Genomic DNA, 26,022 nt, shown 5'->3' with positions numbered 1-26,022 from the left:
GACGGGCGGCGATGGACGCCTCAGCCGCCGCGGCGGATGCGGTAGATGAAGACCGTCTTGTGGATTTCGTCGGGCTGGGTTTCGTGCGACAGCAGCGCATTGTCGGTCGTGTTGCAGAAATGCTTGAAGTCGATGACGGAGGCCGGATCGGTCGCATAGACCACCAACTCCTCCCCGGTCTCCATCCCGTTCAGCAGGGCGCGGGTGCGCAGGATGGGCAACGGGCAATGCAGCCCCTTCACGTCAAGCTCTCTCGCCGGCACCGCGCCCGCTCCACACTGGTTGAAGACGAAATCCTTAACAAGGACGTGTGACTGTAGCCGGTTCGTCTCCGCATCTCCAGACCGGCGGCGGGAAGGCCGCATGCGCCGCGGTCGACCCTCGTCCGAAATTTTCCGGCCCCTGCGCTGTTGTACGGCGCAATCGCAAGGAACTTGCCCCGAGAAACTTTGACGAAAGGACTGCGGTCATGGCGAAGCGGCCGGGCAGCGATATGAGCGACAAGGTGGTTGTCATCACGGGCGCCTCCAGCGGCATCGGCCGGGCGACCGCGTTGGAGTTCGCCAGCCAGGGGGCGGCGGTGATCCTGGCCGCCCGGCGGATGGCGGCCCTGCATGAGGTGGCGGAGGAGTGCATCGAGGCCGGCGGCCGGGCCATGGTGGTTCCGACCGACGTGACCGACCAGCGCGCGATGCAGGCTTTGGCAGACCGTGCCATCCAGGCCTTCGGCGGCATCGACGTCTGGGTGAACAATGCCGGCGTCATCGCCTTTGGCCGCTTCGAGGATATCCCCGACGAGGTATTCGAGCAGGTGGTGCGCACCGACTTCTTCGGCATGGTCCATGGCTGCCGCGCCGTGCTGCCCCATTTCCTCGACCGCGGGGAGGGCATCGTCATCAACACCGCGTCGATGGTGTCCAACATCGGCCAGCGCTATGCCACCCCCTACACAGCGGCGAAATTCGCCGTGCGCGGCTTCACCGAATCCCTGCGGCAGGAACTGGTGGACGAGCCCGACATCCATGTCTGCATGGTCATGCCGGCCTCCATCGACACCCCGCTGTGGCAGCATGCCGCCAACTACACCGGCCGGGCAATCAAGCCGCTGAACCCGATCCACCCGCCGGAGGAGGTCGCCGCAGCCATCCTGTCGCTGGCGGCCAATCCCCAGCGCGAGCTGTTCGTCGGTGCCGAGGGGCGTCTCGCCGCCGTCGGCAACGCCATGGCGCCGCAGATGACCGAGCGAGCGCTCGCTCACACCATCGAGCGCGACATGTTCCAGAACCGCTCGGCCCCCGACACCTCGGGCGGCGTGCTGACGGCCATGCCGGAATATCAGGGCGCCAGCGGCGGCTGGATGGAACGGCAGCCGGAGCACGGCCGGGGTAGGGGCCGGGGTAGGGAGGAGGGGCGGGGGCGTGCCTTTTCCTGGACCAACCTGACCCTGTTCCTGCTGCCGGTGGTGCTGGCCAGCCGTCCTTTGGCGGGCAGGGCGATGCGCCAGATGTGACGATCGATCGGCAGGGCGCTTGATCCGGCGGTCCGGAGCCGTTATACGCTCGCCCCTTTTCCGGTGCGGCGGCTGGCCGCACCGGTCATCCGGGCAGGAGGCGGGACATGACGGCGTGCGGGCTCGATTTCGGCACCTCGAACACGACGCTGGGCGTACAGGATGCGGACGGCTTCCGCCTGCTGGCGCTGGACGGCACGCGGACGACCCTGCCGACCGCGGTGTTCTTCGACTTCGAACATGACCGCACCACCATCGGCCAGGCCGCCATCGACGGCTATGTGTCGGGGGTGGAAGGGCGGCTGATGCGCTCGATCAAGTCGATGCTCGGCACCGACCTGATCGATGCCGACACGGCGCTCCGCAAGGGCCGCATCAGCTTCCGCGCGGTGATCGGCACCTTCCTCGATCTGGTGAAGAAGCGGGCGGAGGATGCGCTGGGCGGCGAGTTGGGCGACGTCGTGGTCGGCCGCCCGGTCCATTTCGTCGACGGCGACCCGGCCGGCGATGCAGCGGCGGAAGAGGCGCTGGGCCGGATCGCGCAGGCTGCCGGCTTCCGCAACGTCTCCTTCCAGTTCGAGCCCATCGCCGCCGCCCTCGATTACGAACAGCAGGTGGCGGGCGAGGAACTGGCGCTGATCGCCGACATCGGCGGCGGTACGTCGGACTTTTCCGTCGTCCGCATCGGGCCGGAGCGGCGCGGCAAGGCCGACCGGGCCGGCGACATCCTGGCCAACGACGGCATCCGCGTCGGCGGCACCGATTTCGACCGCGACCTCAGCCTCGCCACTGCCATGCCGGAGCTTGGGCTGGGCAGCGCCATGAAGCGTGCCGGGCTTCTGGCGCCGAAGAGCATCTATTTCGATCTGGCCACCTGGTCGAAGATCAACTTCCTCTACACCGCCAAGGCGATGGCCGAGCTGGAGCGCCTGCAACGCGATTCCGCCGAGCCGGAAAAGATCGGGCGCCTGATCGGCGTGGTCGAACATCGCCAGGGCCATGCGCTGGCGATGGCGGTGGAGCGCACCAAGATCGCCCTGTCCGACCATGAGGCGACGCAACTGGCGCTGGATTGGGGCGACGGGGAGCTTGCCCTGGCGGTGGACCGTCCGGCGCTGAACCGCGCCACCGGCTCGCTGGCGGCGCGCATCGGCACGCGCATCCGCGACTGCCTGTCCGACGCAGGCGTGACCGCCGACCGCATTGACGCGGTGTTCCTGACCGGCGGCTCCACCCTGCTACCCCAGGTCCGCGTGGCGATCCTGGCCGAGGCGCCGGGCGCGCGGGTGGTGGAAGGCAACATCTTCGGCTCCGTCGGCCTGGGGCTGACGGTGGAGGCGTTGCGGCGCTACGGATGAACGGGACGGGGTGGGAGGCGACCTCCCACCCCTGACCGGTCACTGCACGACGATGCGCGGTGCCGCACGGCCGCCGGTGCCGCCGCCAATCTTCTCCCACAGGCGCGTCGCGATCCGGCGATAGGCCTGGGCATGCTCGGAGTCAGGCTGCGACACCACGATGGGCTGGCCCTGGTCGGAGGTCTCGCGGATCGACAGGTGAAGCGGGATCTCGCCGAGGAACTCCATGCCCAGATCGTCGGCTTCCTTGCGGGCGCCGCCGTGGCTGAAGATGTCGGTGCGGTGGCCGCAGTTGGGGCAGCAGAAATAGCTCATGTTCTCGATGATGCCCAGCACGGGCACATCGACGCGGCGGAACATGTTCAGCCCCTTGCGGGCGTCAAGCAGGGCGATGTCCTGCGGGGTGGAGACGATCACCGCACCCGCCAGCGGAACCTGCTGGGCCATGGTCAGCTGGGCGTCGCCCGTGCCCGGCGGCATGTCCACCACCAGCACGTCGAGGGTGCCCCAGTTCACGTCGCGCAGCATCTGCTGCAACGCGCTCATCACCATCGGTCCGCGCCAGATCATCGGCGTGTCCTCGGCCACCAGGAAGCCCATCGACATCACCTTGATGCCGAAATTCTCCATCGGCTCCAGGCGCTTGCCGTCGGGGCTGTTCGGCCGGCCGGCGATGCCCATCATGCGCGGCATCGACGGGCCGTAGATGTCGGCATCGAGCAGACCGACCTTCAACCCATTCGCCGCCAGCGCCAGCGCCAGATTGGCCGAGGTGGTCGATTTGCCGACGCCGCCCTTGCCGGACGCCACCGCGACGATGGCCTTCACGCCGGGAACCAGCGGCTTCTGCGGGTCGCCCTGCGGCGCTCCCTGCGGTGCCCCTCCATGGGAATGGCCATGGGAGTGGCCGTGCTGCCCACCATGCGAATGCGTGTGGCTCTGTGCCGCACCCTGCGGTGCCGCGCGGTGGGCGGTGAGCACGGCGGTGACCGACAGGACGCCGGGCAGGGCATCGACCGCCTTCTCGGCGGCGTGGCGCAGGGGCTCGGCCTGCGCGCCGCGCTTGGGGTCCACTTCGATGGAAAAAGCGACATGCCCGTCGCGCACCACGAGGCCCGACAACATGCCCAAACTGACGATGTCGCCGCCCCGGTCCGGGTCGATGACGGTCTTCAGCGCCTGCATGACTTGAGCTTCGCTGATCTGCGCCATGGTTGAAAACTCCGCTGTCTTCCCGATATTGGCGGATATCCGTTGGTGGAATCCTTGCCGAAGGGTATGGGGGACTATAGGACCGACGGACGAGATCGGTAAAGGGATGCGCGGGGCTTAAGCCATTGCGCTTCCACATGATGGGACGAATCGCAGAAGGGGGACAGAGTCGGATGCCGTGGAACAATCAAGGTGGGGGCGGAGGTGGCGGCCCCTGGGGTCCCCCGCCGGGCAACAATGGCCCGGGCAACCCGTGGGGCCGTCCCCAGGGCGGAGGAAATGGCGGCGGTGGCGGTGGCCCGCAGCCTCCCGACCTTGAGGATCTTCTGCGGCGCAGCCAGGACCGCCTGCGGCGTGCCATGCCCGGCGGCTTCGGCAGCGGCCGCGGCGTAGCGCTGGTTGCCGGCGTGCTCGGCCTGATCTGGCTCGCCAGCGGCATCTACCGCGTCGAGGCGGACGAGCAGGGCGTCGTCATGCGCTTCGGCGAGTGGACCCGCACCGAACAGCCCGGCCTGCGCTACCGCCTGCCGTCGCCGATCGAGACGGTGCTGCTGCCCAAGGTGACGCGCGTCAACCGCATTGAGGTCGGTTACCGGTCCTCCGTCGGCGGCGGCCGCAACGACCGCGACGTGCCGGACGAGTCGCTGATGCTGACCGGCGACGAGAACATCGTCGACATCGACTTCACGGTGTTCTGGGTCATCAAGGACGCCGGCAACTTCCTGTTCAAGATCCGCGAGCCGGAAGTGACGGTGAAGAAGGCCGCCGAGAGCGCCATGCGCGAGGTCATCGGCCGCACCGACCTGCAGCCCGCTTTGACCGAAGCACGCCAGCAGATCGAAACCTCGACCCGCCAGCTTCTCCAGACCATGCTGGACGAGTATCAGGCTGGCATCGAGATCACCCAGGTCCAGTTGCAGAAGGCCGACCCGCCGCAGCCGGTCATCGACGCGTTCAACGACGTGCAGCGTGCCCGCGCCGACCGCGAACGCGCCCGCAACGAGGCGGAAGCCTACCGCAACGACATCATCCCGCGCGCCCGCGGCGAGGCGGAGCGGCTGGTGCAGGAGGCCTCGGCCTATCGCGAGCAGGTGGTCAGCCTGGCGCAGGGCGACGCCGACCGCTTCCGCAAGGTTTACGAGGCCTATGCGCTGAGCAAGGACGTCACGTCCAAGCGCATGTACCTGGAGACCATGGAGGAGATCTTCCGCGGCCGGAACAAGATCATCGTCGAGGGTTCGGCGCAGAACGTCGTGCCTTATCTGCCGCTGAACCAGCTGGCCCCGAACGCCACACCGGCCCCGCAGCAGCAGGCGCCGCGCCAGGCCCCGTCCAACCAGGGCGGCAACCAGGGGGGCGCGCGGTCCGGCACGCAGACGCAGCCGCTGTCAGCCCTGCCCCAAAACCCGTCAATGTCCGGCCAGTGAGGAGGATCGCATCATGAAACGCACCCTCGCCATCGCCGGTATCGCCATCGTCGCTCTCGGCGTCGTCGCGTCGTCCGCCCTGTTCACCGTCAACGAGGCCCAGCAGGCGCTCGTCCTGCAGTTCGGCGAGCCGCGCCGGGTGATCCAGGATCCGGGCCTGAAGGTGAAGATCCCCTTCATCCAGGAGGTCCGGCTGCTCGACCGCCGCGTCCTCGACCTCGACCCGCCGGTGGAGCAGGTCATCCTGGCCGACCAGAAGCGCCTGGATGTCGATGCCTTCGCCCGCTACCGCATCCACGACCCGCTGCGCTTCTACCAGACCGCCGGGACCGAGGCGGTGGCCGAAACCCGCCTGAACTCCATCGTCAACTCGGCCCTGCGCCGCGTGCTCGGCAACGTCACGGTGCTGGCCGTGCTGTCGGACGAACGCGCCCGCATCATGACCGACATCAAGGGGCAGGTGAACGACGAGGCCAAGCGCTTCGGCATCGAGATCGTCGACGTCCGCATCCGCCGCGCCGACCTGCCGGAGGAGACCAGCCAGTCGATCTTCGCCCGCATGCGGTCCGAGCGTGAACGCGAAGCGTCCGAGGCCCGTGCCCAGGGCCAGGAGCAGTCGCAGCAGATCAAGTCGCGCGCCGAACGCGAGCGCACGGTCATCATCGCCGAGGCCCAGCGCGACGCGCAGATCCTGCGCGGCGAAGGCGACAACAGCGCGTTGAAGCTGATTGCCGAGGCGACCTCGCAGGACCCCGCCTTCTACGGCTTCTACCGGTCGCTCGAAGCCTATCGGAAGTCGCTGAACGGCAACGACACCACCATGGTGCTGTCGCCGACCGGCGAGTTCTTCCGTTACTTCAACGGCGCCGGCCCGCAGGTCGGCGGTGGTGCCCCAGCACCCGCACCGGCCCCGGCCCCCGCGCCGGCCGCTCCGGCGCAGTAACGCCGCGCGTCAGGTTCGAAACGGCTTGCGGCCGGATCGGGGTTTCCCCCGGTCCGGCCGCAGTGCTGTCGGGCCGGACGAGCCATTGGACCGGCGGTCCGCAGCAAGAGTTCAAAAGAAAACTCCGACCTTAAGTTTTCCACTGGTGCCGACTGGACCGGCACGCCATCTTGCGGCCATACTCTTGGCCCAACACATATATGGCCCAGAACTGGGCGGCCGCTCCCGTCCATGGAATCGGCCGGACGTCTGGTAGGGAGAGCACGTTGATTCGCATACCCAACTTCGAACCCGCCACGCGCGGCGCCGTGGCCGAGGCCCGGCCTCGCAAGGCGGGCGTCCGGCCGCTCGTCGCCGCGATCGTCTGGGGCATGACGTCGGTCATGGCCGGCGGCGCCGTGATGGGCGGCATTGCTGCCGCTCCGGCCCAGGCGCAGGCGGCAACGCCGAACCGCAATGCGCCCGGCAGCTTCGCCGATCTGGCGGAAAAGCTGCTGCCGGCGGTCGTCAACATCTCCACCAGCCAGAACGCGCCGCCGCGTCAGCAGGGCCAGCGGCCGGAGATCCCGCAGTTCCCGCCGGGCTCGCCCTTCGAGGATTTCTTCAAGGACTTCTTCGACCGCCAGCAGCAGCAGGACCAGCCGCAGCGCAAGGCGACGTCGCTCGGTTCCGGCTTCATCATCGACGCCAAGAACGGCTATGTGGTCACCAACAACCACGTCGTTCAGGACGCCGACGAGATCACCGTCATCCTGCAGGATGATACCAACATCAAGGCGGAACTGGTCGGCAAGGACAGCAAGACCGATCTCGCCCTGCTGAAGATCAAGACCAGCCATCCGCTGGTCGCGGTTCCCTTCGGCGACAGCGACGCCATGCGCGTCGGCGACTGGGTGCTGGCCATCGGCAACCCGTTCGGCCTCGGCGGGTCGGTCACCGCCGGCATCATCTCGGCGCGCCAGCGCAACATCGACGCCGGTCCGTACGACGATTTCCTCCAGACCGACGCCTCGATCAACCGCGGTAATTCCGGCGGCCCGATGTTCAACCTGAACGGCGAGGTCATCGGCATCAACACCGCCATCTTCTCGCCGTCGGGCGGGTCGGTCGGTATCGGCTTCGCCATTCCGTCCAACCTCGCCAAGCAGGTGGTGGCGCAGCTCAAGGACTATGGCAAGACCCGCCGCGGCTGGCTGGGCGTGCGCATCCAGGCGGTGACGCCGGAGATCGCCGAAAGCCTGGGCCTGCCCGGCCACAAGGGCGCGCTGGTCGCCTCCGTCACCCCCGACGGCCCGGCCGCCAAGGGTGGCATCCAGGCCGGCGACGTGGTGACCAAGTTCGACGGCCGCGAAATCGACGAGATGCGCCGCCTGCCGCGCGTCGTCGCCGAAACCTCCATCGACAAGGCCGTTCCGGTCGAAGTCTGGCGCAAGGGCAAGGCGCAGACCGTCCAGGTCAAGGTCGGAGAGCTTGAGGCCGCGGAGGAGCAGGGTCTGCTCGCCGCCGGTCCGGACGAGAAGCAGCCGCCGAAGGACAAGGCCCCGGCCCAGAAGCCCACCGAATCCCTCGGCATGAAGCTGACCGCCATCACCCCGGAACTGCGTCAGCAGTACGAGATCAAGCCCGACATGAAGGGCGTGGTCATCACCGACGTGACGAGCAACTCCACCGCGGCGGAAAAAGGCCTGCGCGCGGGCGACGTCATCATCGAGGTCGGCCAGGAAGAGGTCCGCAAGCCCGAGGACGTGACCGCCAAGGTCCAGAAAGCCAAGGAGCAGAGCAAGAAGTCGGTGCTGCTGCTGGTCGACCGCAAGGGCGACCTGCGCTTCGTGGCGATCCCGCTCAGCTGATCGCCTGCGGGCAATGAAGAAGGGCGCCGGCGGGAAACCGCCGGCGCCCTTTTCGTTTGTGGACAGTGGGAGAGGGGGCTGGCCGCGCGCCTATGCTCCGTCCAGCAGCATTGCCAGGGCAACGGCGCCGGCGAGCAGGGCGCACAGGGTGGCGACGATGGCAAGGCTGCGCAGGTACTGGAGGAACTCGCCCTGTTTCCAGGCACTGCGTCCCAGCAGCACAAGATAGCCCGCCATGGCGGCGGCGATGATCTGCCAGCCCATCCTGTCCTCATCCTCTCTCCGCGGGTGGCGGAAGCCGGCGGAAATGCGCATGCGCGACCGGGCGGGGTCAAGGCTACGACGATGGCGGCGGCCTCTTCTATGTCGAAAGTACGGGCGCTCCATTCGGGGTATCTGTTGGCGTCATCCCGTCGGCAGTGGTCGGAGCAACCCGGTGTGAGAATTTTGCGGCATTGATTGCTTAGGAGATACGCTTATACGCAAATAAGTGGTGGTTAACAAAACAGTTAATGCCTTTGCGCATAACAATGTTCGCTGCTGTGATATCTTTGGATCCGGAAATCTTGGAGAGGCTTTGCGCATATGCCCAATGCGTTCTTCTTTTAACTCCGGAGAGTGGTACCGTAGGACACGACACGGGGGTAACCTCCCCCTAAATAACGGCCTGCCGAAGCTATCGAGGGGTAATCGCCGAATCGCCAATGCGTCGGGACCTTCCTCTGTACAACGGCCTCCATCCTGGCCACGACGTCATGACGATCGACTAAATTTGCGGGAGCGGACAATGGACTCAGTGCGCGCTTTTCTTATCGACTCGAACAAGCTGTTTCGCGAGGGGCTGAAGCGCCTGCTCGACGATTCGCCCTTCCAGATCGTTGCCGAGGCGGGAAACCTGCGGGAGGCGCTGGGTTCGGTTGAGAACGGGATTCGGCCTCAGCTGGTCCTTCTCGACCTGCAGAATGGCGGCGACGAGGAAGCCGACGGCATGCGCCGCCTGCGCGCCCTGCTGCCGGAAACCCGGCTGGTCATCCTGACCAGCGACCTGTGCACCCGCCGCTTGGCGAACGCGCTGGAAGCCGGTGCCGACGGCTATCTGATGAAGGACCTGTCGTCCGACGCGCTGGCCCAGTCGCTGAAGCTGGTGATGATGGGCGAGAAGGTGTTCCCGACCCATCTGGCGGCTCTGCTGATCTCCGGCCGCGTCAACGGCAACGGCACCGAAATGCCGGTGTCGCGCAAGGGCCTGTCGCAGCGCGAAGTGCAGATCCTGCGCTGCCTGCTGAACGGCGACAGCAACAAGATGATCGCCAATCATCTGAACATCACGGAAGCCACCGTGAAGGTTCACCTGAAGAGCCTGCTGCGCAAGATCAACGCCTCCAACCGCACCCAGGCCGCCATCTGGGCGCTGAACAACGGCATCGGCGGCGAGCTTGCCGGCGCCAATGTCGTCGCGGCGGCGGCGAACCAGTAACCCCGCGCTCGTCCATTGCCCCCGCTCCCACCTTTCCTGCCTGCGCTTTGCTGCTCGTAGGGAGGGTGGGGGACGAGGTCGTCATTGCATGACATGAATTGCCCGCCTGAATGAAGGCGGGCTTTTTCATGGCATCGCCTCATCGGATCAGATCGGCAGCCGGATCACCGCGCGCAGGCCGCCGTAAGGGCTGTCGTCCAGCGTGATGTCGCCGCCGTGGCTGCGCGCCACGTCGCGCGCGATGGTCAGCCCCAGGCCGGAGCCGCCGGTGTCGAGGTTGCGGCTGCTGTCGACGCGGAAGAAGGGCTTGAACACGTCGTCGCGCATATAGGCGGGAATGCCCGGACCGTCGTCGTCCACGGTGATTTCGATCACGCCGTCCTTCCGGTCCGCCTTGACCCAGGCGGTGCCGGCATGGCGGCCGGCATTGACCAGCAGGTTGGCGATGCAGCGGCGGACCGCGTTGGGCCGCAACGGAAGGGACAGTCCCTCCGCTGCGGTCAGCGTCACCTCGGTTCCCTCGCGCCGGGCACCGGCGGCAACCTCGTTCAGCAGGCGGGTCAGGTCGGTCGGCTGCACCGCCTCGGTCCCCTCGCCACGGGCGAAGGCGAGGTAACCTTCGATCATCTCCTCCATCTCGGCGACGTCGGCTTTCAGCTCCTCCACCTCGGGGTCGAGGTCGGGATCCTCGATCATGTCGAGCGCCAGCTTCATCCGGGTCAGCGGCGTGCGCAGATCGTGGCTGACGCCGGCCAGCATCTCAGTACGCTGGTTGATCTGCCGCTGGATGCGCTCGCGCATCAGCAGGAAGGCGGAAGCCGCCTGCCGCACCTCCGTCGCCCCCTCCATCTTGAAGTTGGAGACATCGCGGCCCTTGCCGAGAGCGTCGGCGGCAATCGCCAGTCGCTTGATCGGCCTGATCTGGTTGCGCATGAACAGGATGGCGACGGCGAACAGCACGATGGCCGACCCGACCATCCACAGGATAAAGATGTAGCTGGTGGGCGTGAACAGCCGGCGTTCTGGCGACATCACCGAGAGCACCCCGTCGGCCATCTGCACCCGGATCTCGTACCATTCATGGGCGACGCGGGTGTTGATGGTGAAGGGACGGCCGACTCGGTCCTCCAGCGCCTTGCCCAGCGTGCGTTCCAGCAGGCCGCCGAGCAGGCCGCTCTGCTGGCGGCGCTGCTCCGGCAGGATCTGACCAGGCTCCAGGGTGACGATCAGGTCGGTGGTGCGGGCGGCGGTGGCCAGCGTCCAGTCGCGCCCCTCCGGCGTCGGGTCGTGTTCCAGCACGGCGATGACGGTGGCGATGTCGCCGGCAACCCCATAGGCCAGCCGGTTCGTCACCGTGTCCCAATGGCGGTCGTAGAAGATCCAGGTCGCCACCGCCTGGGCCAGGATCACCGGCGTGACGATGATCAGCAGGGACCGTCCGAACAGGGTTCGCGGCAGGAATCTCTTCAGGAACGGCGTGCGCCGCCGCCGCTCGGCCCGGCGGGTCGCCGCCCGCTTGGCCGCTGCATTGTCGGCCCCGGCCTGCCCGCTCGCCGTCACGGATCAGGCCTCAGCACATACCCCTCGCCGCGGACGGTGTGGAGGTAACGCGGCTCGCGCGGGTCGGCCTCGATCTTGCGGCGCAGGCGTGTGACCTGGACATCGACGGTGCGGGCGTTGCCGGCGACCTTGCTGCGTTCGGTCAGCTCGTCGCGCGTGAAGGTGATGCCGGGCGAGGTGGCGAGGATGCGTAGCAGGCTGGCCTCCGCCGTGGTCAGGCGGATCACCTCGTCGCCCTGGCGCAATTCGTCCCGGTCGGGCAGGTAGGTGAGGGGACCGAGCCGGACCGGGGCGGCCGGCGGGGCCGTCGGTTCCGGCGGGCGCGCCGCCTGCCGGCGCAGGATGGAGTTGATGCGCAGCAGCAGCTCGCGCGGGTTGAAGGGTTTGGCGAGATAGTCGTCGGCCCCGGCCTCCAGCCCGGCGATGCGGTCGTCCGGCTCGTCCCGCGCGGTCAGCAGCAGGATCGGCAGGTCCCGTTCGCGCCGGAGCGATTCGGTCAGCGACAGCCCCGATTCGCCCGGCATCATGATGTCGAGCACCAGCAGGTCGAAGGCCAGCCCGCCCAACTGCGCCCGCGCATCGGCGGCGTCGCGGGCGGTGCTGACCAGAAAGCCGTTGCCGGCGAGGTATTTGCGCAAGAGTTCGCGCAGGCGGGTGTCGTCGTCGACGACCAGGATGTGGGGCTGATCTTCGGTCATGGCCGGACTATAACGCGGCTCCCCGCAATCGACATAGAGGTGCCTGCCGAACATATCTTGGGTATGCATGGCGGGCAGTCGTGTAAGCGCTTGGCCGTTTTGGCCTTGATCCGTGTTAACCTCCATGTGCCCTCCGCTGAGGGCCGAGAGACACGAGGAGCGATCACGATGGCCGACCACCACAGGTCCAACGACCCCCGGGACCTGGACTCCCAAGACCTCGCCGACATGACCCGTGCCTTCCTGGCGAAGGGCGGGAACATCGTTCAATGCCCACCTGGCGCTTCTGAAAACGTGGTGTACCGCAAGGGCGGCTTCCGCCGCCGCAATCCCAACGAGGCGAAGGCGGCCGCTGAAAAGCCGGCCGACGGCGCAACCGAAGCAAAGCCGACCGAGGCAGCACCGACGGAGGCCCAGACCGCAGCTCCGGTGGAGACCATCGAATCGAAAGCCGGCTGACCAGCTACGACAGTTCCCGGATCAGCGTTTGACGGCAAGACGGGCAGGAGGAACGGGCGGTGCGAATTTCGCCCGGTCCTCCTCGTCCAGCATGCCCATCATCACCTTGCGGAACCCCTCCACCGCCTCGGCCCCCGCCATGCGATAGGCGCGGGCGATGCGCTGACGCTGGGTCTCGGACAGCTGGCGCTCCAGCTCCACGCCCTTTTCCGTCAACTCCAGCAGCCGCTGCCTTCGGTCACGGGCACCGGTCTGCTGGTCGATGAAGCCCTGGCGGACCAGTTCGCCCAGCACGCGCGACAGGCTCTGCTTGGTGATCTTCAGGATCGCCAGCAGTTCCGACACCGTGATCTTCGGATACCGGCCGACGAAGTAGATCACGCGGTGATGCGCGCGGCCGAAGCCGATCTCGGCCAGAATTTCGTCCGGCTCGGCGGTGAATTCGCGATAGGCGTAGAAAAGCAGCTCCATCCCGGTGCGGAGTTCCTCCTCGCGGAGGAAGAGCTGGTTCACGCCCGCTTTAAGGTCAGCCATGGCAACGCGGTTGGTTCGATTTGTTCTAATTAGGACAGCAACTCAGACATAAACAATCGTGCGACCGGTTACAAGAACAAGCTCGTTCCGGGAACCGGCTTTTCCTCCCGTGCTCAGGCGCTGCCGATCAGGATGCCGGTGCCGAAGACGAGCAGCCCGCCGACCACCACCTGGAAGGCGGCGGACAGCAGCGGCGTGTCCATGTAACGGTTGCGGATCCAGGCGATGACAGCCAGTTCCACCGCCACAACGGCGATGGCGACGGCGGTCGCCGTCCAGAAATGCGGGATCAGATAGGGCAGGGCGTGGCCCAGCCCGCCCAGCGTGGTCATGGCGCCGCAGACCAGACCGCGCAGCCACGGGCTGCCGCGCCCGGTCAGTGACCCGTTGTCGGACAGCGCCTCGGCGAAGCCCATCGAGATGCCGGCGCCGATGGAGGCGGCCAGCCCGACCAGAAAGGTCTCGTGGCTGCTTTGGGTGGCGAAGGCGGCGGCGAATAGCGGGGCCAGCGTGGACACCGACCCGTCCATCAGCCCGGCCAGACCCGGCTGGACGATCTGCAGGAGGAACAGGCGCCGTTCCGATTCGTGTTCCTGCTCGCGCACCTGGGGAGAGACGTATTTCGCCTCCAGCCGCTCGGCCTTGGCCTCGTGCCGCCGCTCCTCCTCCGCCAGATCGCCCAGAAGCTGGCGGATGGTGGCATCTTGCGAGCGCTCGGCGGCGCGGGTGTAGAAGCGCTTGGTTTCCGCCTCCATCAGCTCGGCCTGACGCCGCACGGTGTCGAGCCCCAGCGGGCGGGTCAGCCAGACCGGCTTGCGCTCGACGAAGCCCTTTACGTCCTGGCGGCGGATCAGCGGAATGTGGTCGCCGAATCGTGCCTGGAACAGTTCCAGCAGCCGGTGGCGATGTCCGCTTTCCTCCGACGCCATCGCACGGAACAGCTTCGCCGTGTCGGGATAATTGTCGGCGAGGCCGTGGGCGAACTCGTCATAGATGCGGCTGTCTTCCTCCTCCAGCGCGATGGCGAGTGCCAGCAGTTCCTTTTCCGTCAGGTCCGAGAAGTTCTTCATGGGGGTGAGGCCTTCGCCGCGGGGAGTTGGTGCGTTGCAAATGATGCTATTCCGGAAAGGGGCATCCGCAACATGGCACTTCGTATGGTCCGGCTCCGCCAAGGATGTGATCCGGCTTTGCCGGAGGGCGGCCGACGGGCTTCCGCCGGGGACTGCTACAAGATGTCTCTTATGGCTTTCGGGGGGCGATGTGCCGGTCGGGTGAGTGGAAATTCCGCAGCGGGCTTGCTATGGCCTTGGGTCACGAGAGGCAAGAACGTTCCACAAGTTCCCATATAAAGCCGACACAAGAAGGAAACGACCATGACCGCCAACCGGAAGCTGATCGCCGGAAACTGGAAGATGAACGGGTTGAAGGCCGACGGGCTGGATCTCGCCTCCGACCTCGCCGGTCGGCTGAAGGGCGCCGGGCCGGTCGCTTTCGACATGCTGGTCTGCCCGCCCTTCCCGCTGTTGTTCCCGGTGGGCGAGGCGATCGCCGACAGCCCGCTGGCGCTGGGCGGCCAGGACTGTGCGCCGAAGACGTCCGGCGCCCACACCGGCGACGTCGCGCCGACCATGCTGAAGGACGCCGGCTGCCGCTTCGTCATCCTCGGCCATTCGGAGCGCCGCGCCGACCATGGCGAGAGCGATGCCATAGTGAATGCCAAGGCAGTGGCCGCACATAAGGAGGGCCTCGTCGCCATCATCTGCGTCGGCGAGACCGAGGCGCAGCGCGACGCCGGCCAGGCCAACGCCGTGGTGTCGGGCCAACTGGCCGGCTCCATCCCCGCCGGGGCGACGGCTGACAACACCGTGATCGCCTATGAGCCGGTCTGGGCCATCGGCACCGGCAAGACCGCGACCCCGGACGATGTGAAGGCGATGCACGCCCACATCCGCGCCGAGCTGGACGGCAAGATCGCCGGGTCCGCCAAGGTCCGCATCCTCTATGGCGGCTCGGTCAAGCCGAGCAACGCCGCGGAGCTGATGGCGGTGGAGAATGTCGACGGCGCCCTGGTCGGCGGCGCGTCGCTGAAGGCCGACGATTTCTGGGCCATCGGCACCGCCTGCCGCTGACGCCGGCCTTCCCTTGCGGCATGGCGCGCAAGCGGTGTCAGCCATGCCGCCAACGGATAAGGCTCAGGTATTTTGGCGCTGGCATATCGCGCGATGGCGCGGTACAAACAATGGGCGCGCGCCACGGGCCCTTAAGACGGCCTGTGGCGCGCTATTCGATTTTTGGGATGGTTGTGGGGTGAGCATCGCATGGAATCGGTGATTCTGGTCATTCACCTGCTGATCGCCGTCGGGCTGGTCGGTGTGATCCTGATCCAGCGGTCGGAAGGCGGCGGGCTCGGCATCGGCGGCGGTACGATGGGCGGTATGATGAGCACCCGCGGCACCGCCAACCTGCTGACGCGGACCACCGGCATTCTGGCGGGCTGCTTCTTCGCCACCAGCATCGTGCTGGCGATCCTGGCCGGTGGCCATTCGCGCCCGGCGTCGATCATCGACACGCTGCCGGCCAGCCCGGCGGCTCCGACGGCCCCGGCCGCTCCGGCCCAACCCGCGCCGCCGGTGTCCCAGTAACGGGACAGTTCCCAGCGCACGGGTGCGAAGCGGACAGCGAGGCGGCCTCCCCGAAGCCGCCTCTTTCTTTTGAGGGCTGATTGCGGCGGACGCCGCTGCGGCTCTCCGGGGACTGGAACATTCGCCCCCATCGGGGGGCATGAAAACTCCGTTCCCTCTGGGGACATGTCGAATCCGTTCCCTCTGGGGACATGTCGAATCCGTCCCCTCTGGGGACATGTCGAATCCGTCCCCTCTGGGGACATGGAACAGCTCTCAAGCTCTTCGGACGGACATGACTCGCTACATCTTCATCACCGGTGGCGTCGTTTCTTCGCTGGGCAAAGGTCTGGCATCGGCGGCGCTTGGGGCGCTTCTCCAGACGCGCGGCTACAAGGTGCGGCTGCGCAAGCTGGACCCGTACCTGAACGTCGATCCCGGCACGATGAGCCCGTATCAGCACGGCGAGGTCTTCGTGACCGACGACGGGGCTGAGACGGACCTTGACCTCGGCCATTACGAGCGCTTCACCGGCGTGTCGGCCCGCAAGGGCGACAACATCACCACCGGTCGCATCTACTCCACCGTGATCGCGAAGGAGCGTCGCGGCGATTACCTGGGCGGCACCGTTCAGGTCATTCCGCACATCACCGACGAGATCAAGGAGTTCATCCGCGCCGACGCCACCGACGAGGACTTCGTCCTCATCGAGATCGGCGGCACGGTGGGCGATATCGAGTCGCTGCCCTTCCTGGAGGCGATCCGCCAGTTCGGCAACGAGGTCGGCCAGGAGAATGTGCTCTACATCCACCTGACGCTGCTGCCCTACATCCCGACCGCCGGCGAGCTGAAGACCAAGCCGACCCAGCATTCGGTGAAGGAACTGCTGAGCGTCGGCATCCAGGCCAACATCCTGCTGTGCCGCGCCGACCGTCCGATTCCGGAGAACGAGCGCAAGAAGATCGCGCTGTTCTGCAACATCCGTCCGGAGCGGGTGATCGCGGCGCTCGACGTCGACTCGATCTACCAAGTGCCGATCAGCTACCACGAGGAAGGCTTCGACACCCAGGTCCTGAACTATTTCGGCCTGCCGACCGACAAGGAGCCGGACCTGTCGCGCTGGACCCGCATCATGGATCGGGTGCGCAAGCCGCAGGGCGAGGTCACCATCGCGGTGGTCGGCAAGTACATCAGCCTGCTCGACAGCTACAAGTCGCTGGCCGAGGCGCTGACCCATGGCGGCATCGCCAACAACGTCAAGGTCAACCTCGACTGGATCGATTCGGAGATCTTCGAGGATGACGACGCCGCGGTGAAGCGGCTGGAAAACGTCCATGGCATCCTGGTGCCGGGCGGCTTCGGCTCCCGCGGCACGGAAGGCAAGATCCGGGCAGCCCAGTTTGCGCGTGAGCGCAAGGTGCCGTACTTCGGCATCTGCTTCGGCATGCAGATGGCGGTGATCGAAGCCGCCCGCAACATGGCGAAGATCGAGGATGCCGGTTCCACCGAGCTGGGCAAGCCGGGCAATCCGGTCGTCGGCCTGATGACGGAGTGGATGCGCGGCAACACTCTGGAACGCCGTGCCGAAGTCGGCGATCTGGGCGGCACCATGCGTCTGGGCGCCTATCCGGCCAAGCTGCTGGACGGCAGCAAGGTCGCCGAGGTCTACGGCACCACCGACATCTCCGAACGGCACCGTCACCGCTATGAGGTGAACGTGTATTACAAGGAGCGTCTGGAGCGCTGCGGCATGAGGTTCAGCGGCCTGTCGCCGGACGGGGAACTGCCGGAGATCGTCGAGATCCCCGACCATCCCTGGTTCATCGGCGTGCAGTTCCACCCGGAACTGAAGTCCAAGCCGTTCGAGCCGCACCCGCTGTTCACCGCCTTCATCAAGGCGGCCATCGATCAGAGCCGGCTGGTCTGACCGTTTCAGACCGACCGTCCTCGATTACGGAAGCCCCGCCCTCACCGGCGGGGCTTTTTTCTGCCGGCAACCTTCCCCATACGTCAGGTACCTTGCGTGCCAGATACCCTTGTGCGACGATCCTCTGAAAATCGGATAATCAAACAATCTGATCGGGGAAGGGCCATGAATCGCGTCAGGATCGCCGCGCTCGCCACCTGTCTGACCGCGGTTGCCGCGGTCCCGGCCGCCGCGGCGGATTACTCCTCCACCATCTTCTTCGGCGACAGCCTGACCGACAGCGGCGCGTTCCAGTCGCTGCTGCCCGTCGGCGGCAAGTTCACCACCAACCCGGGTCCGGTGTGGGCGGAGAATATCGCCGGGGCGCTGGGCACCTCCGCCACCACGGCGGCGCGGGGCGGCACCGACTATGCGGTCGGCGGCGCACGGGTGAACACCTCGGTTGGTTTTCCGGCGACCGGCCCGACCGCGCTCGCCCCCAGCGTGGCGACGCAGATCTCCGGCTATCTGGCTTCCAGCGGCGGCCGGGCCGACCCGAACGCGCTCTACACCGTCTGGGGTGGAGCGAACGACATCTTCACGGCACTCAACAACCCGGCCACCGCACAGGCGATGGTGACGCAGGCTGCCGGCGATCTGGTGACGCAGGTGGCGCGTCTGCGCGCCGCCGGGGCGCGCACGATCCTGGTACCGACGGTGCCGGACATCGGATCGACGCCGTTCGGGCGGGCGCAGGGCTCAGCCGCGGCGGCACAGATCACACAGCTGGTCAGCGGCTATAACCAGCTGGTCACGCTGGGGCTTGCGAATGCCGGCGTATCGGTCATTCCCATCGACACCTACTCCCTGCTGCGGGCGGCGGTGGCCGATCCGGCGGCCTTCGGCTTCACCAATGTGACCGGTACCGCCTGCACCACCAGCAGTTCGCTGCTCTGCACCTCCGGGACGCTGGTGGCGCCCAACGCGGCGCAGACCTATCTGTTCGCCGACGGCGTCCACCCGACCACTGCCGGGCATCGCGCGGTGTCGGACTTCGTGCTGAACGCACTGACCGCCCCCGGCAATGTGGCGCAACTCGCCGAATCGCCGATCCACACCCGCGACCGGCTGACCTCGACCATCCTGGCCCAGGCGGCAACCAGCCTGTGGAGTCGCAAGCCCGGCACCAGTGGCGCCTGGATCAGCGGCGGGGTCGGCCGGCTGACCAGCGACCGCACCGGCGACCCCGGTGCCGGCGGTCAGGCGGCGGTGCGCGGCACGCCGCTGTCGGTCAGCGTCGGCATCGACAAGCGCTTCACCGAGAACCTGCTGCTCGGCGTGGCCGGCACGGCGTCGCATTACCGCGGCAGCTTCTCCACCGGCGGCGATTACAAGCAGCGGGAGTATGTGCTGAGCGGCTATGGCGTCTACCGCATGGGCGGCGCCTTCGTGAACGGCGTCGGCTCCATCGGCTTCGCCGATTACGACCTGCGCCGTGGCGTCAGCATCAACGGCACCGACCATTCCACCAGCGGCAACACCGAGGGCATCAACGCCTCCATCGGCGCCGAGGGCGGCTATGAGTTCATGACCGGCGGGCTGACCCACGGCCCGGTGCTGGGCCTGCGCTACCAGCATGTCGAGGTAGAGGGGTTCAGCGAGGACAACAGCCTGTTCGGCTTCACCTACCGCTCGCAGACGCGCAACTCGCTGGTCGGCAGCATCGGCTATCAGGCGGCCTATGATTTCGGCAGCGTCCTGCCCTATGCCAAGGTGACGCTGAACCGGGAGTTCAAGGACGACCAGCGCAGCATTACGGTGGAAAGCCGCAGCATTTCCACGCTGGCCTATGACGTGGCGGTGGCGAAGCCGGACCGCAGCTATGTCGACCTGACGGCCGGCGCTTCCTTCAAGCTGGCGGAGTCGGTGACCGGCACGCTGGGCCTGAATGTCCGGCTGGGCGAGGAGAACCGCCGCGATTACGGCGGCTTCGTCGGCGTCAGCGTCGGTTTTTGACGAAAGGCGGGGTGACCGGGGGCAACTCCGCTCCATATCAGGGGCGGATTTGCCAACGGGAGGACAACAGCGCCATGTCAGACGTGATGATCGATGCCGCCGATGGCGGCCGCTTCTCAGCCTATGTCGCCAAGCCCACGGTGGCCCCCGCCGGCGGGCTGGTGGTCATTCAGGAGATCTTCGGCGTCAACGCGGTGATGCGCGAGATGTGCGACTGGTACGCTTCGCAGGGCTTCCTGGCGGTGTGCCCGGACCTGTTCTGGCGCCAGCAGCCGGGCGTGCAACTGACCGACAAGACGCAAGAGGAATGGAACCAGGCCTTTGCCCTGATGAACGGCATGGATCAGGACAAGGCGGTGGAGGATTTGAAGGCGGCGCTGGCCTGGGTGCGCGGGCAGGATGGCTGTACCGGCAAGGCCGGCAGCGTCGGCTACTGCCTGGGCGGCCGGCTGGCCTTCATGATGGCGACGCGGTCGGACGCCGATGCCAATGTCGGCTATTATGGCGTCGGGCTGGAGGGACTGCTGGGCGAGGCCGGGAAGATCGCCAAGCCGCTACTTCTCCACATCGCGGAGAACGACAAGTTCTCCAGCCCCGACAAGCGCGACGCGGTGGTCGCCGGGGTGAAGGACAACAAGTGGGTGACCGCCAAGGTCTATCCGGGCATGGACCATGCCTTCGCCCGGCCGGGCGGCGAGCATTACGACCGGGATGCCGCCGATGAGGCGAACCGGCTGACGGTGGAGTTCTTCCGGACGCATCTGGCCTGACGCCAGCGCCGTTGACCGATTTCCTGAATAGTGGGATGCAAGGGCCTTCCGACCCTTGCCCGAACCCCTGTCGGGTGAGCGCGGGAGGGCGGCGCCCTCTCGCCTCGATTTGTTTTGGAGCACTCCGATGACCACGCCGCGCGCCGTTCAGGTCGGCGACCTGACCATTGCCAACGACCGTCCCTTCGTCCTGATCGCCGGCCCATGCCAGATGGAAAGCCGCGACCATGCGATGGAGACCGCGTCCGCGCTGGTGGAGATGACCCGCGCGCTGGGCATGGGGCTGATCTACAAGTCGAGCTTCGACAAGGCCAACCGCACCTCGATCACCACCGCGCGCGGTCTGGGCATGGATAAGGCCCTGCCGATCTTCGCGGAAATCCGCGAGCGGTTCGGCTGCCCGGTCATCACCGACGTGCATGACTCCACCCAGTGCGCCCCGGTCGCCGAGGCGGTGGACGTGCTTCAGATTCCGGCCTTCCTCTGCCGCCAGACCGACCTGCTGATCGCCGCCGCCGAAACCGGCCGCGCGGTGAACGTCAAGAAGGGCCAGTTCCTAGCGCCGTGGGACATGAAGAATGTCGCCGCCAAGCTGGTCGCCTCGGGCAACGAGCGCGTGCTGCTGTGCGAGCGCGGCGCCAGCTTCGGCTACAACACGCTGGTGTCGGACATGCGGTCGCTGCCGATCATGGCGGAGACCGGCTTCCCGGTGGTGTTCGACGCCACCCATTCCGTCCAGCAGCCGGGCGGGCAGGGCACCACCTCGGGTGGCCAGCGGGAGTTCGTTCCGGTCCTGGCCCGCGCCGCCATCGCCGTCGGCGTCGCCGCCGTCTTCATGGAGACGCATGAGAACCCCGACTGCGCTCCCAGCGATGGTCCCAACATGGTCCCGCTGACGGACATGCCGGCCTTGCTGGCGAAGCTCCAGGCCTTCGACCGTCTGGCGAAGTCCTAAACAGGCTTAATTTGGCTGGGGCAGGGCGCCGTGCTTCACTGGCGCCTCTCCCGCATCCACGGGTCAAGTCAGCCTTCGGGGACATGCATGATGGTCGGTCGGAGTTTTCGGGGTGTGGTGGCGGCACTCCTGCTGCTGGTGGTCGCCTTCCCGGCACTGGCGCTGGAAAGTTTCCAGAAATCAAAGCTGACCGTCGAGACGGTGGGCGGCGGCAAGTTCCGCTTCGATATCGAATTGGCGCTGACGCCCGGCCAGCAGGCCCAGGGGCTGATGTTCCGCCAGTCGATGGCCGCCGATGCCGGGATGCTGTTCGTCTACGACCGGGTGCAGCCCGCCAGCTTCTGGATGAAGAACACCCTGATCCCGCTGGACATGCTGTTCATCGCCGCCGACGGCCGCATCGTGAACATCCATGAGCGGGCGGTGCCGGAATCGCTGGACTCCGTCAACTCCGACGGCCCGGTCAAGGCGATCCTGGAACTGAACGGCGGCATGGCCTCGCGGCTCGGCATCCGTCCCGGCGACCGGGTGGTTTCCCCTGACATCGCCAAGCCGTAAGTCCCGACGTTGAAAGACGGCTCGCCGCCCATGACTTTCGCATAAACTCCCCCAGATTCATCGTGCGGGTGGGCGCGGTGCGGAGGGTTGGGATGGCCAAGGGAGCTGGCAGGCGGGCGGCGATCTTTCTCGGACTGGCGCTCAGCGCCGCGGCCGGCCTCTCCGCTTATGTCGTGCTGGCGCGGGCCGAGCCCGGTCCGTCCTATCGTCTGGCGCGGGTGGAGCAAGGCCCGCTGGTCAGCGCCATCACCGCCACCGGCACCATGAGCGCCCTGGTGACGGTGGAGGTCAGTTCCCAACTCTCCGGCCAGATCGCCGAGCTTTACGCCGATTTCAACAGCCGGGTCACCAGCGGGCAGATCCTCGCCCGGCTGAACGGCGATCAGCTTGCCGCGCGGTTGGCCCAGGCCGGTGCCGATGTCGATTCCGCCAAGGCGGCGCTGATCCAGCAGCAGGCCCTGCTCGACAAGGCGCGGGCCGATCTCGCCAATGCCAACGCTAGCATTGCCAATGCCGATGCGCAGATCGTCCGTGCCGACCTTGCCCAGCGCGATGCGGAGCGAGACCTGCGGCGTCGGCGTGACCTGCAGGGCCGTGGCGTCGTCGCCGCCGCCGATCTGGAAAAGGCGGAGACCGCGGCCCACAGCGCCCAGGCCCAGTTGATCGCCTCCCGCGCACAGAAGCGGCAGGCCGAAGCGGCGGAGGCATCCGCCGAAGCCTCGCTGGCGGTCGCCGCCGCCCAGGTGGAGGTCGCCCGTGCCCAGGTGGCCCAGCGCGAGGCGGCCTTGCAACTGGTCCGCGTCGACCTCAACCGCTCGGTCATCCGCTCGCCCATCGACGGCGTGGTGGTGAACCGGGCGGTCAGCACCGGCCAGACGGTGGCGGCCAGCCTGTCGGCGCCCACCCTGTTCACCATCGCCCAGGATCTGCGGCAGATGGAGGTGCTGGCCAACATCGACGAGGCCGACATCGGCCGGGTCCGCGAAGGCATGGCGGTGCGTTTCACTGTCAACGCCTTCCCCGGCGACAGCTTTACCGGCCGGGTGGCGCAGGTGCGGCTGGCGCCGAAGGAGGACCAGACCGTCGTCACCTACATCGTCGTCATCACGGTTGAGAATCCGGAGCTGCGGCTGCTGCCCGGCATGACCGCCAACCTGCGCATCACCGTGGACGAGCGGCTGGCGGCGGTGAAGCTGCCGAACGCCGCCCTGCGCTTCCGTCCGCCTGGCGTCGAACCGTCCGCCGACGCGCCGGCGCCGACCACCGCTGGCCTGAATGGCGGGCGTGGTGCCGCGGCGCTGGAGGCGGCAGCCAAGCGGGTGACGGACGGGCTGAAGCTGGACGAGATCAAGCGGCGCGACATCGCCGCCCTGGTCGCCGAGGCCCGCGAGCGCTTCGCAGCACTGGATGCGGAAGGCGGCGATCCGGAGCGCCGCCGGGTGGAGGCCAACGCCATCCGCACCGCGACGCTGGAGCAGATGGCCGGACTGCTCGACCCGGCGCAGCGCGACCGCTTCGAGTCGCTGGTCGATCTCGGCCGGGCAGCGGAGGCCACACGCACCGTCTGGGTGCCCAGCCCTGGCAATGGCGGTCCTGTCGGGGTGCCGGTGCGGCTCGGCATCGGCGACGGCAGCTTCACCGAACTGGTGTCCGGCGACCTGCGGGCGGGGCAGGAAGTCATCACCGGCATCCTCGCCGCCGACCGCGACACCCGCCGGGGACCGCGCCTTGGCTTCTGAACCGGCCGAGCCTCAGGTCGTGCCTCTGATCGCGCCTCTGATTACGGTTGAGCGCCTGACCCGCCATTACCGCATGGGGCCGCAGCTCGTCCATGCGCTGGACGATGTCTCCGTCGTCATCCAGCGTGGCGAGTTCGTTGCGGTGATGGGGCCGTCGGGGTCCGGCAAATCCACATTCATGAACCTGTTGGGCTGCCTGGACCGTCCGGACTCAGGCACCTACCGGCTGGATCGGCAGGAGGTGACCAGGCAAGAGGGCGGCGGACTATCCTCCGACGCGCTGGCGGCGGTGCGGAACCGCAGCATCGGCTTTGTCTTCCAATCCTTCAACCTGCTGCCGCGGCAGACGGCGCTCGACAACGTCATGCTGCCGATGGTCTATGCCGGCGTCGGCAACGCCCAGCGGGTCGAGCGGGCGCTCGCCGCACTCGACTCGGTGGGGCTGCGCGAGCGGGCAAGGCACCGGCCGACCCAGCTTTCCGGCGGGCAGCAGCAGCGTGTCGCCATCGCCCGCGCGCTGGTCAACGACCCGCTGCTGCTGCTGGCCGACGAGCCGACCGGTGCGCTCGACAGCGCCACCAGCCTGGAGATCATCAGCCTGTTCCAGCGGTTGAACCGCCGCGGCATCACAATCGTGCTGGTGACGCATGAGCCGGAGGTGGCGCGCTTCGCCGGCCGTGTCCTGCACTTCCGCGACGGCCGGCTGATCGACGACGTGAACCAGACACCGGAAACTGCGGCATGACCGCCTGGGATGCCCTGCGCGCCGCGCTCGATTCGCTGCGCGCCAACCCGCTGCGCAGCGCGCTGACCATGCTGGGCATTGTCATCGGGGTGGCCGCCGTGATCGCCATGGTCGCGGTGGGCGCCGGTGCGCGCGATCAGGTGCTGCGCCAGATCGCCAGCCTGGGCACCAACCTGATCATGGTGGGGCAGGGCAGCATCGCGCGGGGCGGGGTGAAGCTGGGCGCCGGCACCGCCTCTTCCCTGACGGAAGACGATGCGCTGGCGGTGCTGTCGGAGATCCCCGGCGTGGTGGTGACGGCGCCGTCGGTGCGCTGGGGATTGCAGATCGTCGCCGGCAACCAGAATTGGGGCACCGTGCTGTTCGGCATCACGCCCGACTATATGGATGCCCGCGACTGGAGTGTCGCGGCGGGGCGCGGCCTGTCGGACGAGGATGTGGCGCAGGCCAACAAGGTCGTGGTGCTGGGCCAGACGGTGGTGCGCAACCTGTTCGGCGGCGGCGACCCCATCGGGGAGCCGGTGCGGGTCTTCTCCACCCCGCTGACTGTCGTCGGCGTGCTGGCGGAGAAGGGGCAGAACACCCAGGGACAGGATCAGGACGATGTCATCTTCGTGCCGCTGTCCACCGCCAAGCGCAACATTCCGGGCATGGCCAAGAGCAACCCGCGCTTCATTCACACCATGGTGGTGAAGATGCGCGACGGCACCGACATGGCCGAGGCCCAGACGCAGATCCGCGACCTGCTGCGCCAGCGCCACCGGCTGGTTGCCGGTCAGGACGACGATTTCTGGATGCGCGACCTATCGGAGGTGTCGGCGACCCGCGATGCCTCGTCACGCGCCCTGTCCTTCCTGCTGGCCGCCGTGGCGGCGGTCTCACTGCTGGTCGGCGGCATCGGCATCATGAACATCATGCTGGTGTCGGTGACCGAGCGCACGCGGGAGATCGGGCTGCGGCTTGCCATCGGGGCGCGGCGGCGCGACATCCTGGTGCAGTTCCTGATCGAATCGACCACCCTGTCGCTGATCGGCGCTGCCGTCGGCGTGGCGCTCGGCATCGGCACCGCCATGGGCGTCGCGACTCTGGCCGGATGGCCGACACTGATCCAGATCGACTCGGTCGTTCTAGCGGTGGTGGTCAGCGGCATCGTCGGTGTGTTCTTCGGCCTGTACCCCGCCCGGCGGGCTGCCCGGCTCAACCCGATCGAGGCGTTGCGGCACGAATAGCCGCGAGGTCGGCCTCCACCTCGCCCGTCAGCACGACCAGTGGTGCCTTGCTGCGCGCCAGCCACAGCGCCAGCCGGCCGACCCAGACCACCTCCCGCGGAACCGCCAGAAGCGTCGGCTGCCGTTCTGCCACCATGCGCGCCAGGGCGAGGGGGGATGTGGCGGCATGGCGCTTGGCAAGGTCGATCTGCCCGACGGCGGGGTCCAGCTCGGCGCGCAGCGGTCCTCCGCCCATCGGCGCCACCACATCCACCGCAGCCCCTGTTCGCAGCAGTTCGTGGGCGAGGTCGATGGCCGAGCGGCGGTCCGGCCGGTCGGCAAGGTCCGGCTGGAACAGGATGATGGCGAGCGGTGCGGGGGTCAGTGATGGCAACGAAACGGATCCGGAACGGTGTTGACGACAGGCTGTTGAGCGACCGAATGCCGCAGCAAGCGACCGGCAGGGCAGGCGGGAT

25 protein-coding genes are annotated in these 26,022 nt (G+C 67.4%); 17 read left to right on the top strand and 8 right to left on the bottom strand.

The annotated features are described in order from the left end of the window. Nucleotides 1–20 precede the first annotated feature (20 nt). Nucleotides 21–263 carry a sulfurtransferase TusA family protein gene (locus ABNQ39_RS05330; protein WP_376959371.1) on the bottom strand — a complete coding sequence of 81 codons (243 nt, stop codon included), beginning with the start codon at nt 261–263 and terminating at the stop codon, nt 21–23. Nucleotides 264–469: 206 nt separating this feature from the next. Here ABNQ39_RS05330 and ABNQ39_RS05325 point away from each other — a divergent pair, with 206 nt between their 5' ends. Both ABNQ39_RS05325 and ABNQ39_RS05320 read left to right on the top strand, forming a co-directional pair. Continuing rightward, nucleotides 470–1,510 carry an SDR family oxidoreductase gene (locus ABNQ39_RS05325; protein ID WP_376959370.1) on the top strand — a complete coding sequence of 347 codons (1,041 nt, stop codon included), beginning with the start codon at nt 470–472 and terminating at the stop codon, nt 1,508–1,510. A 107-nt stretch (nt 1,511–1,617) separates the two neighbouring features. Continuing rightward, complete coding sequence (locus ABNQ39_RS05320) at nt 1,618–2,868, top strand: Hsp70 family protein (protein WP_376959369.1); 1,251 nt, start codon at nt 1,618–1,620, stop codon at nt 2,866–2,868. Nucleotides 2,869–2,907: 39 nt separating this feature from the next. Here the strand turns inward: ABNQ39_RS05320 and apbC are convergent, their stop codons facing one another. Beyond that, the gene (apbC, locus tag ABNQ39_RS05315) at nt 2,908–4,080 is read right to left on the bottom strand and encodes an iron-sulfur cluster carrier protein ApbC (protein WP_376959368.1); all 1,173 of its coding nucleotides are present in this window, start codon (nt 4,078–4,080) and stop codon (nt 2,908–2,910) included. Nucleotides 4,081–4,253: 173 nt separating this feature from the next. Between apbC and hflK the strand changes: the two genes are divergently transcribed. The 3 genes from hflK to ABNQ39_RS05300 all read left to right on the top strand — a co-directional run bounded on the left by hflK (nt 4,254) and on the right by ABNQ39_RS05300 (nt 8,300). Next, nucleotides 4,254–5,507 (top strand): FtsH protease activity modulator HflK, encoded by a 1,254-nt coding sequence (gene hflK, locus ABNQ39_RS05310; RefSeq protein WP_376959367.1) that lies wholly within the window; start codon nt 4,254–4,256, stop codon nt 5,505–5,507. 13 nt (nt 5,508–5,520) lie between these two features. Next, nucleotides 5,521–6,450 (top strand): protease modulator HflC, encoded by a 930-nt coding sequence (gene hflC / locus ABNQ39_RS05305; protein WP_376959366.1) that lies wholly within the window; start codon nt 5,521–5,523, stop codon nt 6,448–6,450. Nucleotides 6,451–6,650: 200 nt separating this feature from the next. Further along, entirely contained in the window at nt 6,651–8,300 is a 1,650-nt protein-coding gene (locus tag ABNQ39_RS05300) for a DegQ family serine endoprotease (protein WP_376959365.1), read from the top strand. A gap of 90 nt (nt 8,301–8,390) precedes the next feature. Here the strand turns inward: ABNQ39_RS05300 and ABNQ39_RS05295 are convergent, their stop codons facing one another. Beyond that, nucleotides 8,391–8,564, bottom strand: coding sequence for a hypothetical protein (locus tag ABNQ39_RS05295; RefSeq protein ID WP_199235437.1), 174 nt, complete (start codon nt 8,562–8,564; stop codon nt 8,391–8,393). 523 nt (nt 8,565–9,087) lie between these two features. Between ABNQ39_RS05295 and ABNQ39_RS05290 the strand changes: the two genes are divergently transcribed. Then, nucleotides 9,088–9,777, top strand: a complete 690-nt coding sequence (locus ABNQ39_RS05290; RefSeq protein ID WP_098739703.1) for a LuxR C-terminal-related transcriptional regulator — start codon at nt 9,088–9,090, stop codon at nt 9,775–9,777. A gap of 147 nt (nt 9,778–9,924) precedes the next feature. Here the strand turns inward: ABNQ39_RS05290 and ABNQ39_RS05285 are convergent, their stop codons facing one another. Both ABNQ39_RS05285 and ABNQ39_RS05280 read right to left on the bottom strand, forming a co-directional pair. After that, a complete protein-coding gene (locus ABNQ39_RS05285; protein ID WP_376959364.1) occupies nt 9,925–11,337 on the bottom strand; it encodes an ATP-binding protein in 1,413 nt (470 codons plus the stop codon). Beyond that, on the bottom strand, nt 11,334–12,035 hold the full coding sequence (locus ABNQ39_RS05280) for a response regulator (protein ID WP_098739701.1): 702 nt from the start codon (nt 12,033–12,035) through the stop codon (nt 11,334–11,336). The genes ABNQ39_RS05285 and ABNQ39_RS05280 overlap by 4 nt, the downstream gene beginning before the upstream one ends. A 168-nt stretch (nt 12,036–12,203) precedes the next feature. On the opposite strand from ABNQ39_RS05280, the gene ABNQ39_RS05275 reads away from it, so the two are divergent. Further along, the gene (locus ABNQ39_RS05275) at nt 12,204–12,494 is read left to right on the top strand and encodes a hypothetical protein (protein ID WP_376959363.1); all 291 of its coding nucleotides are present in this window, start codon (nt 12,204–12,206) and stop codon (nt 12,492–12,494) included. A 21-nt stretch (nt 12,495–12,515) separates the two neighbouring features. On the opposite strand, the gene ABNQ39_RS05270 is transcribed toward ABNQ39_RS05275, so the two are convergent. Together ABNQ39_RS05270 and mbfA are read right to left on the bottom strand one after the other, a co-directional pair. Then, entirely contained in the window at nt 12,516–13,028 is a 513-nt protein-coding gene (locus ABNQ39_RS05270) for a MarR family winged helix-turn-helix transcriptional regulator (protein ID WP_098739700.1), read from the bottom strand. A gap of 113 nt (nt 13,029–13,141) precedes the next feature. After that, nucleotides 13,142–14,098, bottom strand: coding sequence for an iron exporter MbfA (mbfA, locus tag ABNQ39_RS05265; RefSeq protein ID WP_376959362.1), 957 nt, complete (start codon nt 14,096–14,098; stop codon nt 13,142–13,144). 303 nt (nt 14,099–14,401) lie between these two features. On the opposite strand from mbfA, the gene tpiA reads away from it, so the two are divergent. The 10 genes from tpiA (at nt 14,402) to ABNQ39_RS05215 (ending at nt 25,567) form a co-directional block, all read left to right on the top strand. Then, nucleotides 14,402–15,157 (top strand): triose-phosphate isomerase, encoded by a 756-nt coding sequence (gene tpiA, locus ABNQ39_RS05260; RefSeq protein WP_376959361.1) that lies wholly within the window; start codon nt 14,402–14,404, stop codon nt 15,155–15,157. A 189-nt stretch (nt 15,158–15,346) separates the two neighbouring features. Beyond that, nucleotides 15,347–15,670 carry a preprotein translocase subunit SecG gene (gene secG / locus ABNQ39_RS05255; protein ID WP_376959360.1) on the top strand — a complete coding sequence of 108 codons (324 nt, stop codon included), beginning with the start codon at nt 15,347–15,349 and terminating at the stop codon, nt 15,668–15,670. A gap of 274 nt (nt 15,671–15,944) precedes the next feature. Then, entirely contained in the window at nt 15,945–17,576 is a 1,632-nt protein-coding gene (locus ABNQ39_RS05250) for a CTP synthase (protein WP_098739696.1), read from the top strand. A 165-nt stretch (nt 17,577–17,741) separates the two neighbouring features. Then, nucleotides 17,742–19,571 (top strand): autotransporter domain-containing protein, encoded by a 1,830-nt coding sequence (locus tag ABNQ39_RS05245; RefSeq protein ID WP_376959359.1) that lies wholly within the window; start codon nt 17,742–17,744, stop codon nt 19,569–19,571. A 74-nt stretch (nt 19,572–19,645) separates the two neighbouring features. Further along, nucleotides 19,646–20,341 carry a dienelactone hydrolase family protein gene (locus ABNQ39_RS05240; RefSeq protein WP_376959358.1) on the top strand — a complete coding sequence of 232 codons (696 nt, stop codon included), beginning with the start codon at nt 19,646–19,648 and terminating at the stop codon, nt 20,339–20,341. A gap of 127 nt (nt 20,342–20,468) precedes the next feature. Continuing rightward, nucleotides 20,469–21,296 (top strand): 3-deoxy-8-phosphooctulonate synthase, encoded by an 828-nt coding sequence (kdsA, locus tag ABNQ39_RS05235; protein ID WP_376959357.1) that lies wholly within the window; start codon nt 20,469–20,471, stop codon nt 21,294–21,296. Nucleotides 21,297–21,410: 114 nt separating this feature from the next. After that, entirely contained in the window at nt 21,411–21,854 is a 444-nt protein-coding gene (locus ABNQ39_RS05230; protein ID WP_376959356.1) for a DUF192 domain-containing protein, read from the top strand. 92 nt (nt 21,855–21,946) lie between these two features. Continuing rightward, complete coding sequence (locus ABNQ39_RS05225) at nt 21,947–23,593, top strand: efflux RND transporter periplasmic adaptor subunit (RefSeq protein ID WP_376959355.1); 1,647 nt, start codon at nt 21,947–21,949, stop codon at nt 23,591–23,593. A gap of 19 nt (nt 23,594–23,612) precedes the next feature. Next, nucleotides 23,613–24,338, top strand: a complete 726-nt coding sequence (locus ABNQ39_RS05220; protein ID WP_376959354.1) for an ABC transporter ATP-binding protein — start codon at nt 23,613–23,615, stop codon at nt 24,336–24,338. Continuing rightward, a complete protein-coding gene (locus ABNQ39_RS05215; protein ID WP_376959353.1) occupies nt 24,335–25,567 on the top strand; it encodes an ABC transporter permease in 1,233 nt (410 codons plus the stop codon). Before ABNQ39_RS05220 ends, ABNQ39_RS05215 begins: the two co-directional genes overlap by 4 nt. Here ABNQ39_RS05215 and ABNQ39_RS05210 read toward each other — a convergent pair. After that, nucleotides 25,536–25,940 carry a hypothetical protein gene (locus ABNQ39_RS05210; RefSeq protein WP_376959352.1) on the bottom strand — a complete coding sequence of 135 codons (405 nt, stop codon included), beginning with the start codon at nt 25,938–25,940 and terminating at the stop codon, nt 25,536–25,538. The two genes, ABNQ39_RS05215 and ABNQ39_RS05210, sit on opposite strands and share 32 nt — an antisense overlap. Nucleotides 25,941–26,022 lie beyond the last annotated feature (82 nt).

Source organism: Azospirillum sp. A26, from assembly GCF_042604635.1.
Classification (GTDB): Bacteria; Pseudomonadota; Alphaproteobacteria; order Azospirillales; family Azospirillaceae; genus Azospirillum; species Azospirillum palustre.
Note: the sequence above shows the minus strand (reverse complement) of the source record. Positions and strands in the feature narration are given on the sequence as shown.

Bases quoted from the DNA above. Each gene is read 5' to 3' on its own strand.
- ABNQ39_RS05325 (WP_376959370.1), top strand. From the start codon at position 470: ATGGCGAAGCGGCCGGGCAGCGATATGAGCGACAAGGTGGTTGTCATC.
- ABNQ39_RS05320 (WP_376959369.1), top strand. From the start codon at position 1,618: ATGACGGCGTGCGGGCTCGATTTCGGCACCTCGAACACGACGCTGGGC.
- apbC (WP_376959368.1), bottom strand. From the start codon at position 4,080: ATGGCGCAGATCAGCGAAGCTCAAGTCATGCAGGCGCTGAAGACCGTC.
- hflK (WP_376959367.1), top strand. From the start codon at position 4,254: ATGCCGTGGAACAATCAAGGTGGGGGCGGAGGTGGCGGCCCCTGGGGT.
- hflC (WP_376959366.1), top strand. From the start codon at position 5,521: ATGAAACGCACCCTCGCCATCGCCGGTATCGCCATCGTCGCTCTCGGC.
- ABNQ39_RS05300 (WP_376959365.1), top strand. From the start codon at position 6,651: ATGGCCCAGAACTGGGCGGCCGCTCCCGTCCATGGAATCGGCCGGACG.
- ABNQ39_RS05295 (WP_199235437.1), bottom strand. From the start codon at position 8,564: ATGGGCTGGCAGATCATCGCCGCCGCCATGGCGGGCTATCTTGTGCTG.
- ABNQ39_RS05290 (WP_098739703.1), top strand. From the start codon at position 9,088: ATGGACTCAGTGCGCGCTTTTCTTATCGACTCGAACAAGCTGTTTCGC.
- ABNQ39_RS05280 (WP_098739701.1), bottom strand. From the start codon at position 12,035: ATGACCGAAGATCAGCCCCACATCCTGGTCGTCGACGACGACACCCGC.
- ABNQ39_RS05275 (WP_376959363.1), top strand. From the start codon at position 12,204: ATGGCCGACCACCACAGGTCCAACGACCCCCGGGACCTGGACTCCCAA.
- ABNQ39_RS05270 (WP_098739700.1), bottom strand. From the start codon at position 13,028: ATGGCTGACCTTAAAGCGGGCGTGAACCAGCTCTTCCTCCGCGAGGAG.
- mbfA (WP_376959362.1), bottom strand. From the start codon at position 14,098: ATGAAGAACTTCTCGGACCTGACGGAAAAGGAACTGCTGGCACTCGCC.
- tpiA (WP_376959361.1), top strand. From the start codon at position 14,402: ATGACCGCCAACCGGAAGCTGATCGCCGGAAACTGGAAGATGAACGGG.
- secG (WP_376959360.1), top strand. From the start codon at position 15,347: ATGGAATCGGTGATTCTGGTCATTCACCTGCTGATCGCCGTCGGGCTG.
- ABNQ39_RS05250 (WP_098739696.1), top strand. From the start codon at position 15,945: ATGACTCGCTACATCTTCATCACCGGTGGCGTCGTTTCTTCGCTGGGC.
- ABNQ39_RS05245 (WP_376959359.1), top strand. From the start codon at position 17,742: ATGAATCGCGTCAGGATCGCCGCGCTCGCCACCTGTCTGACCGCGGTT.
- ABNQ39_RS05240 (WP_376959358.1), top strand. From the start codon at position 19,646: ATGTCAGACGTGATGATCGATGCCGCCGATGGCGGCCGCTTCTCAGCC.
- kdsA (WP_376959357.1), top strand. From the start codon at position 20,469: ATGACCACGCCGCGCGCCGTTCAGGTCGGCGACCTGACCATTGCCAAC.
- ABNQ39_RS05225 (WP_376959355.1), top strand. From the start codon at position 21,947: ATGGCCAAGGGAGCTGGCAGGCGGGCGGCGATCTTTCTCGGACTGGCG.
- ABNQ39_RS05215 (WP_376959353.1), top strand. From the start codon at position 24,335: ATGACCGCCTGGGATGCCCTGCGCGCCGCGCTCGATTCGCTGCGCGCC.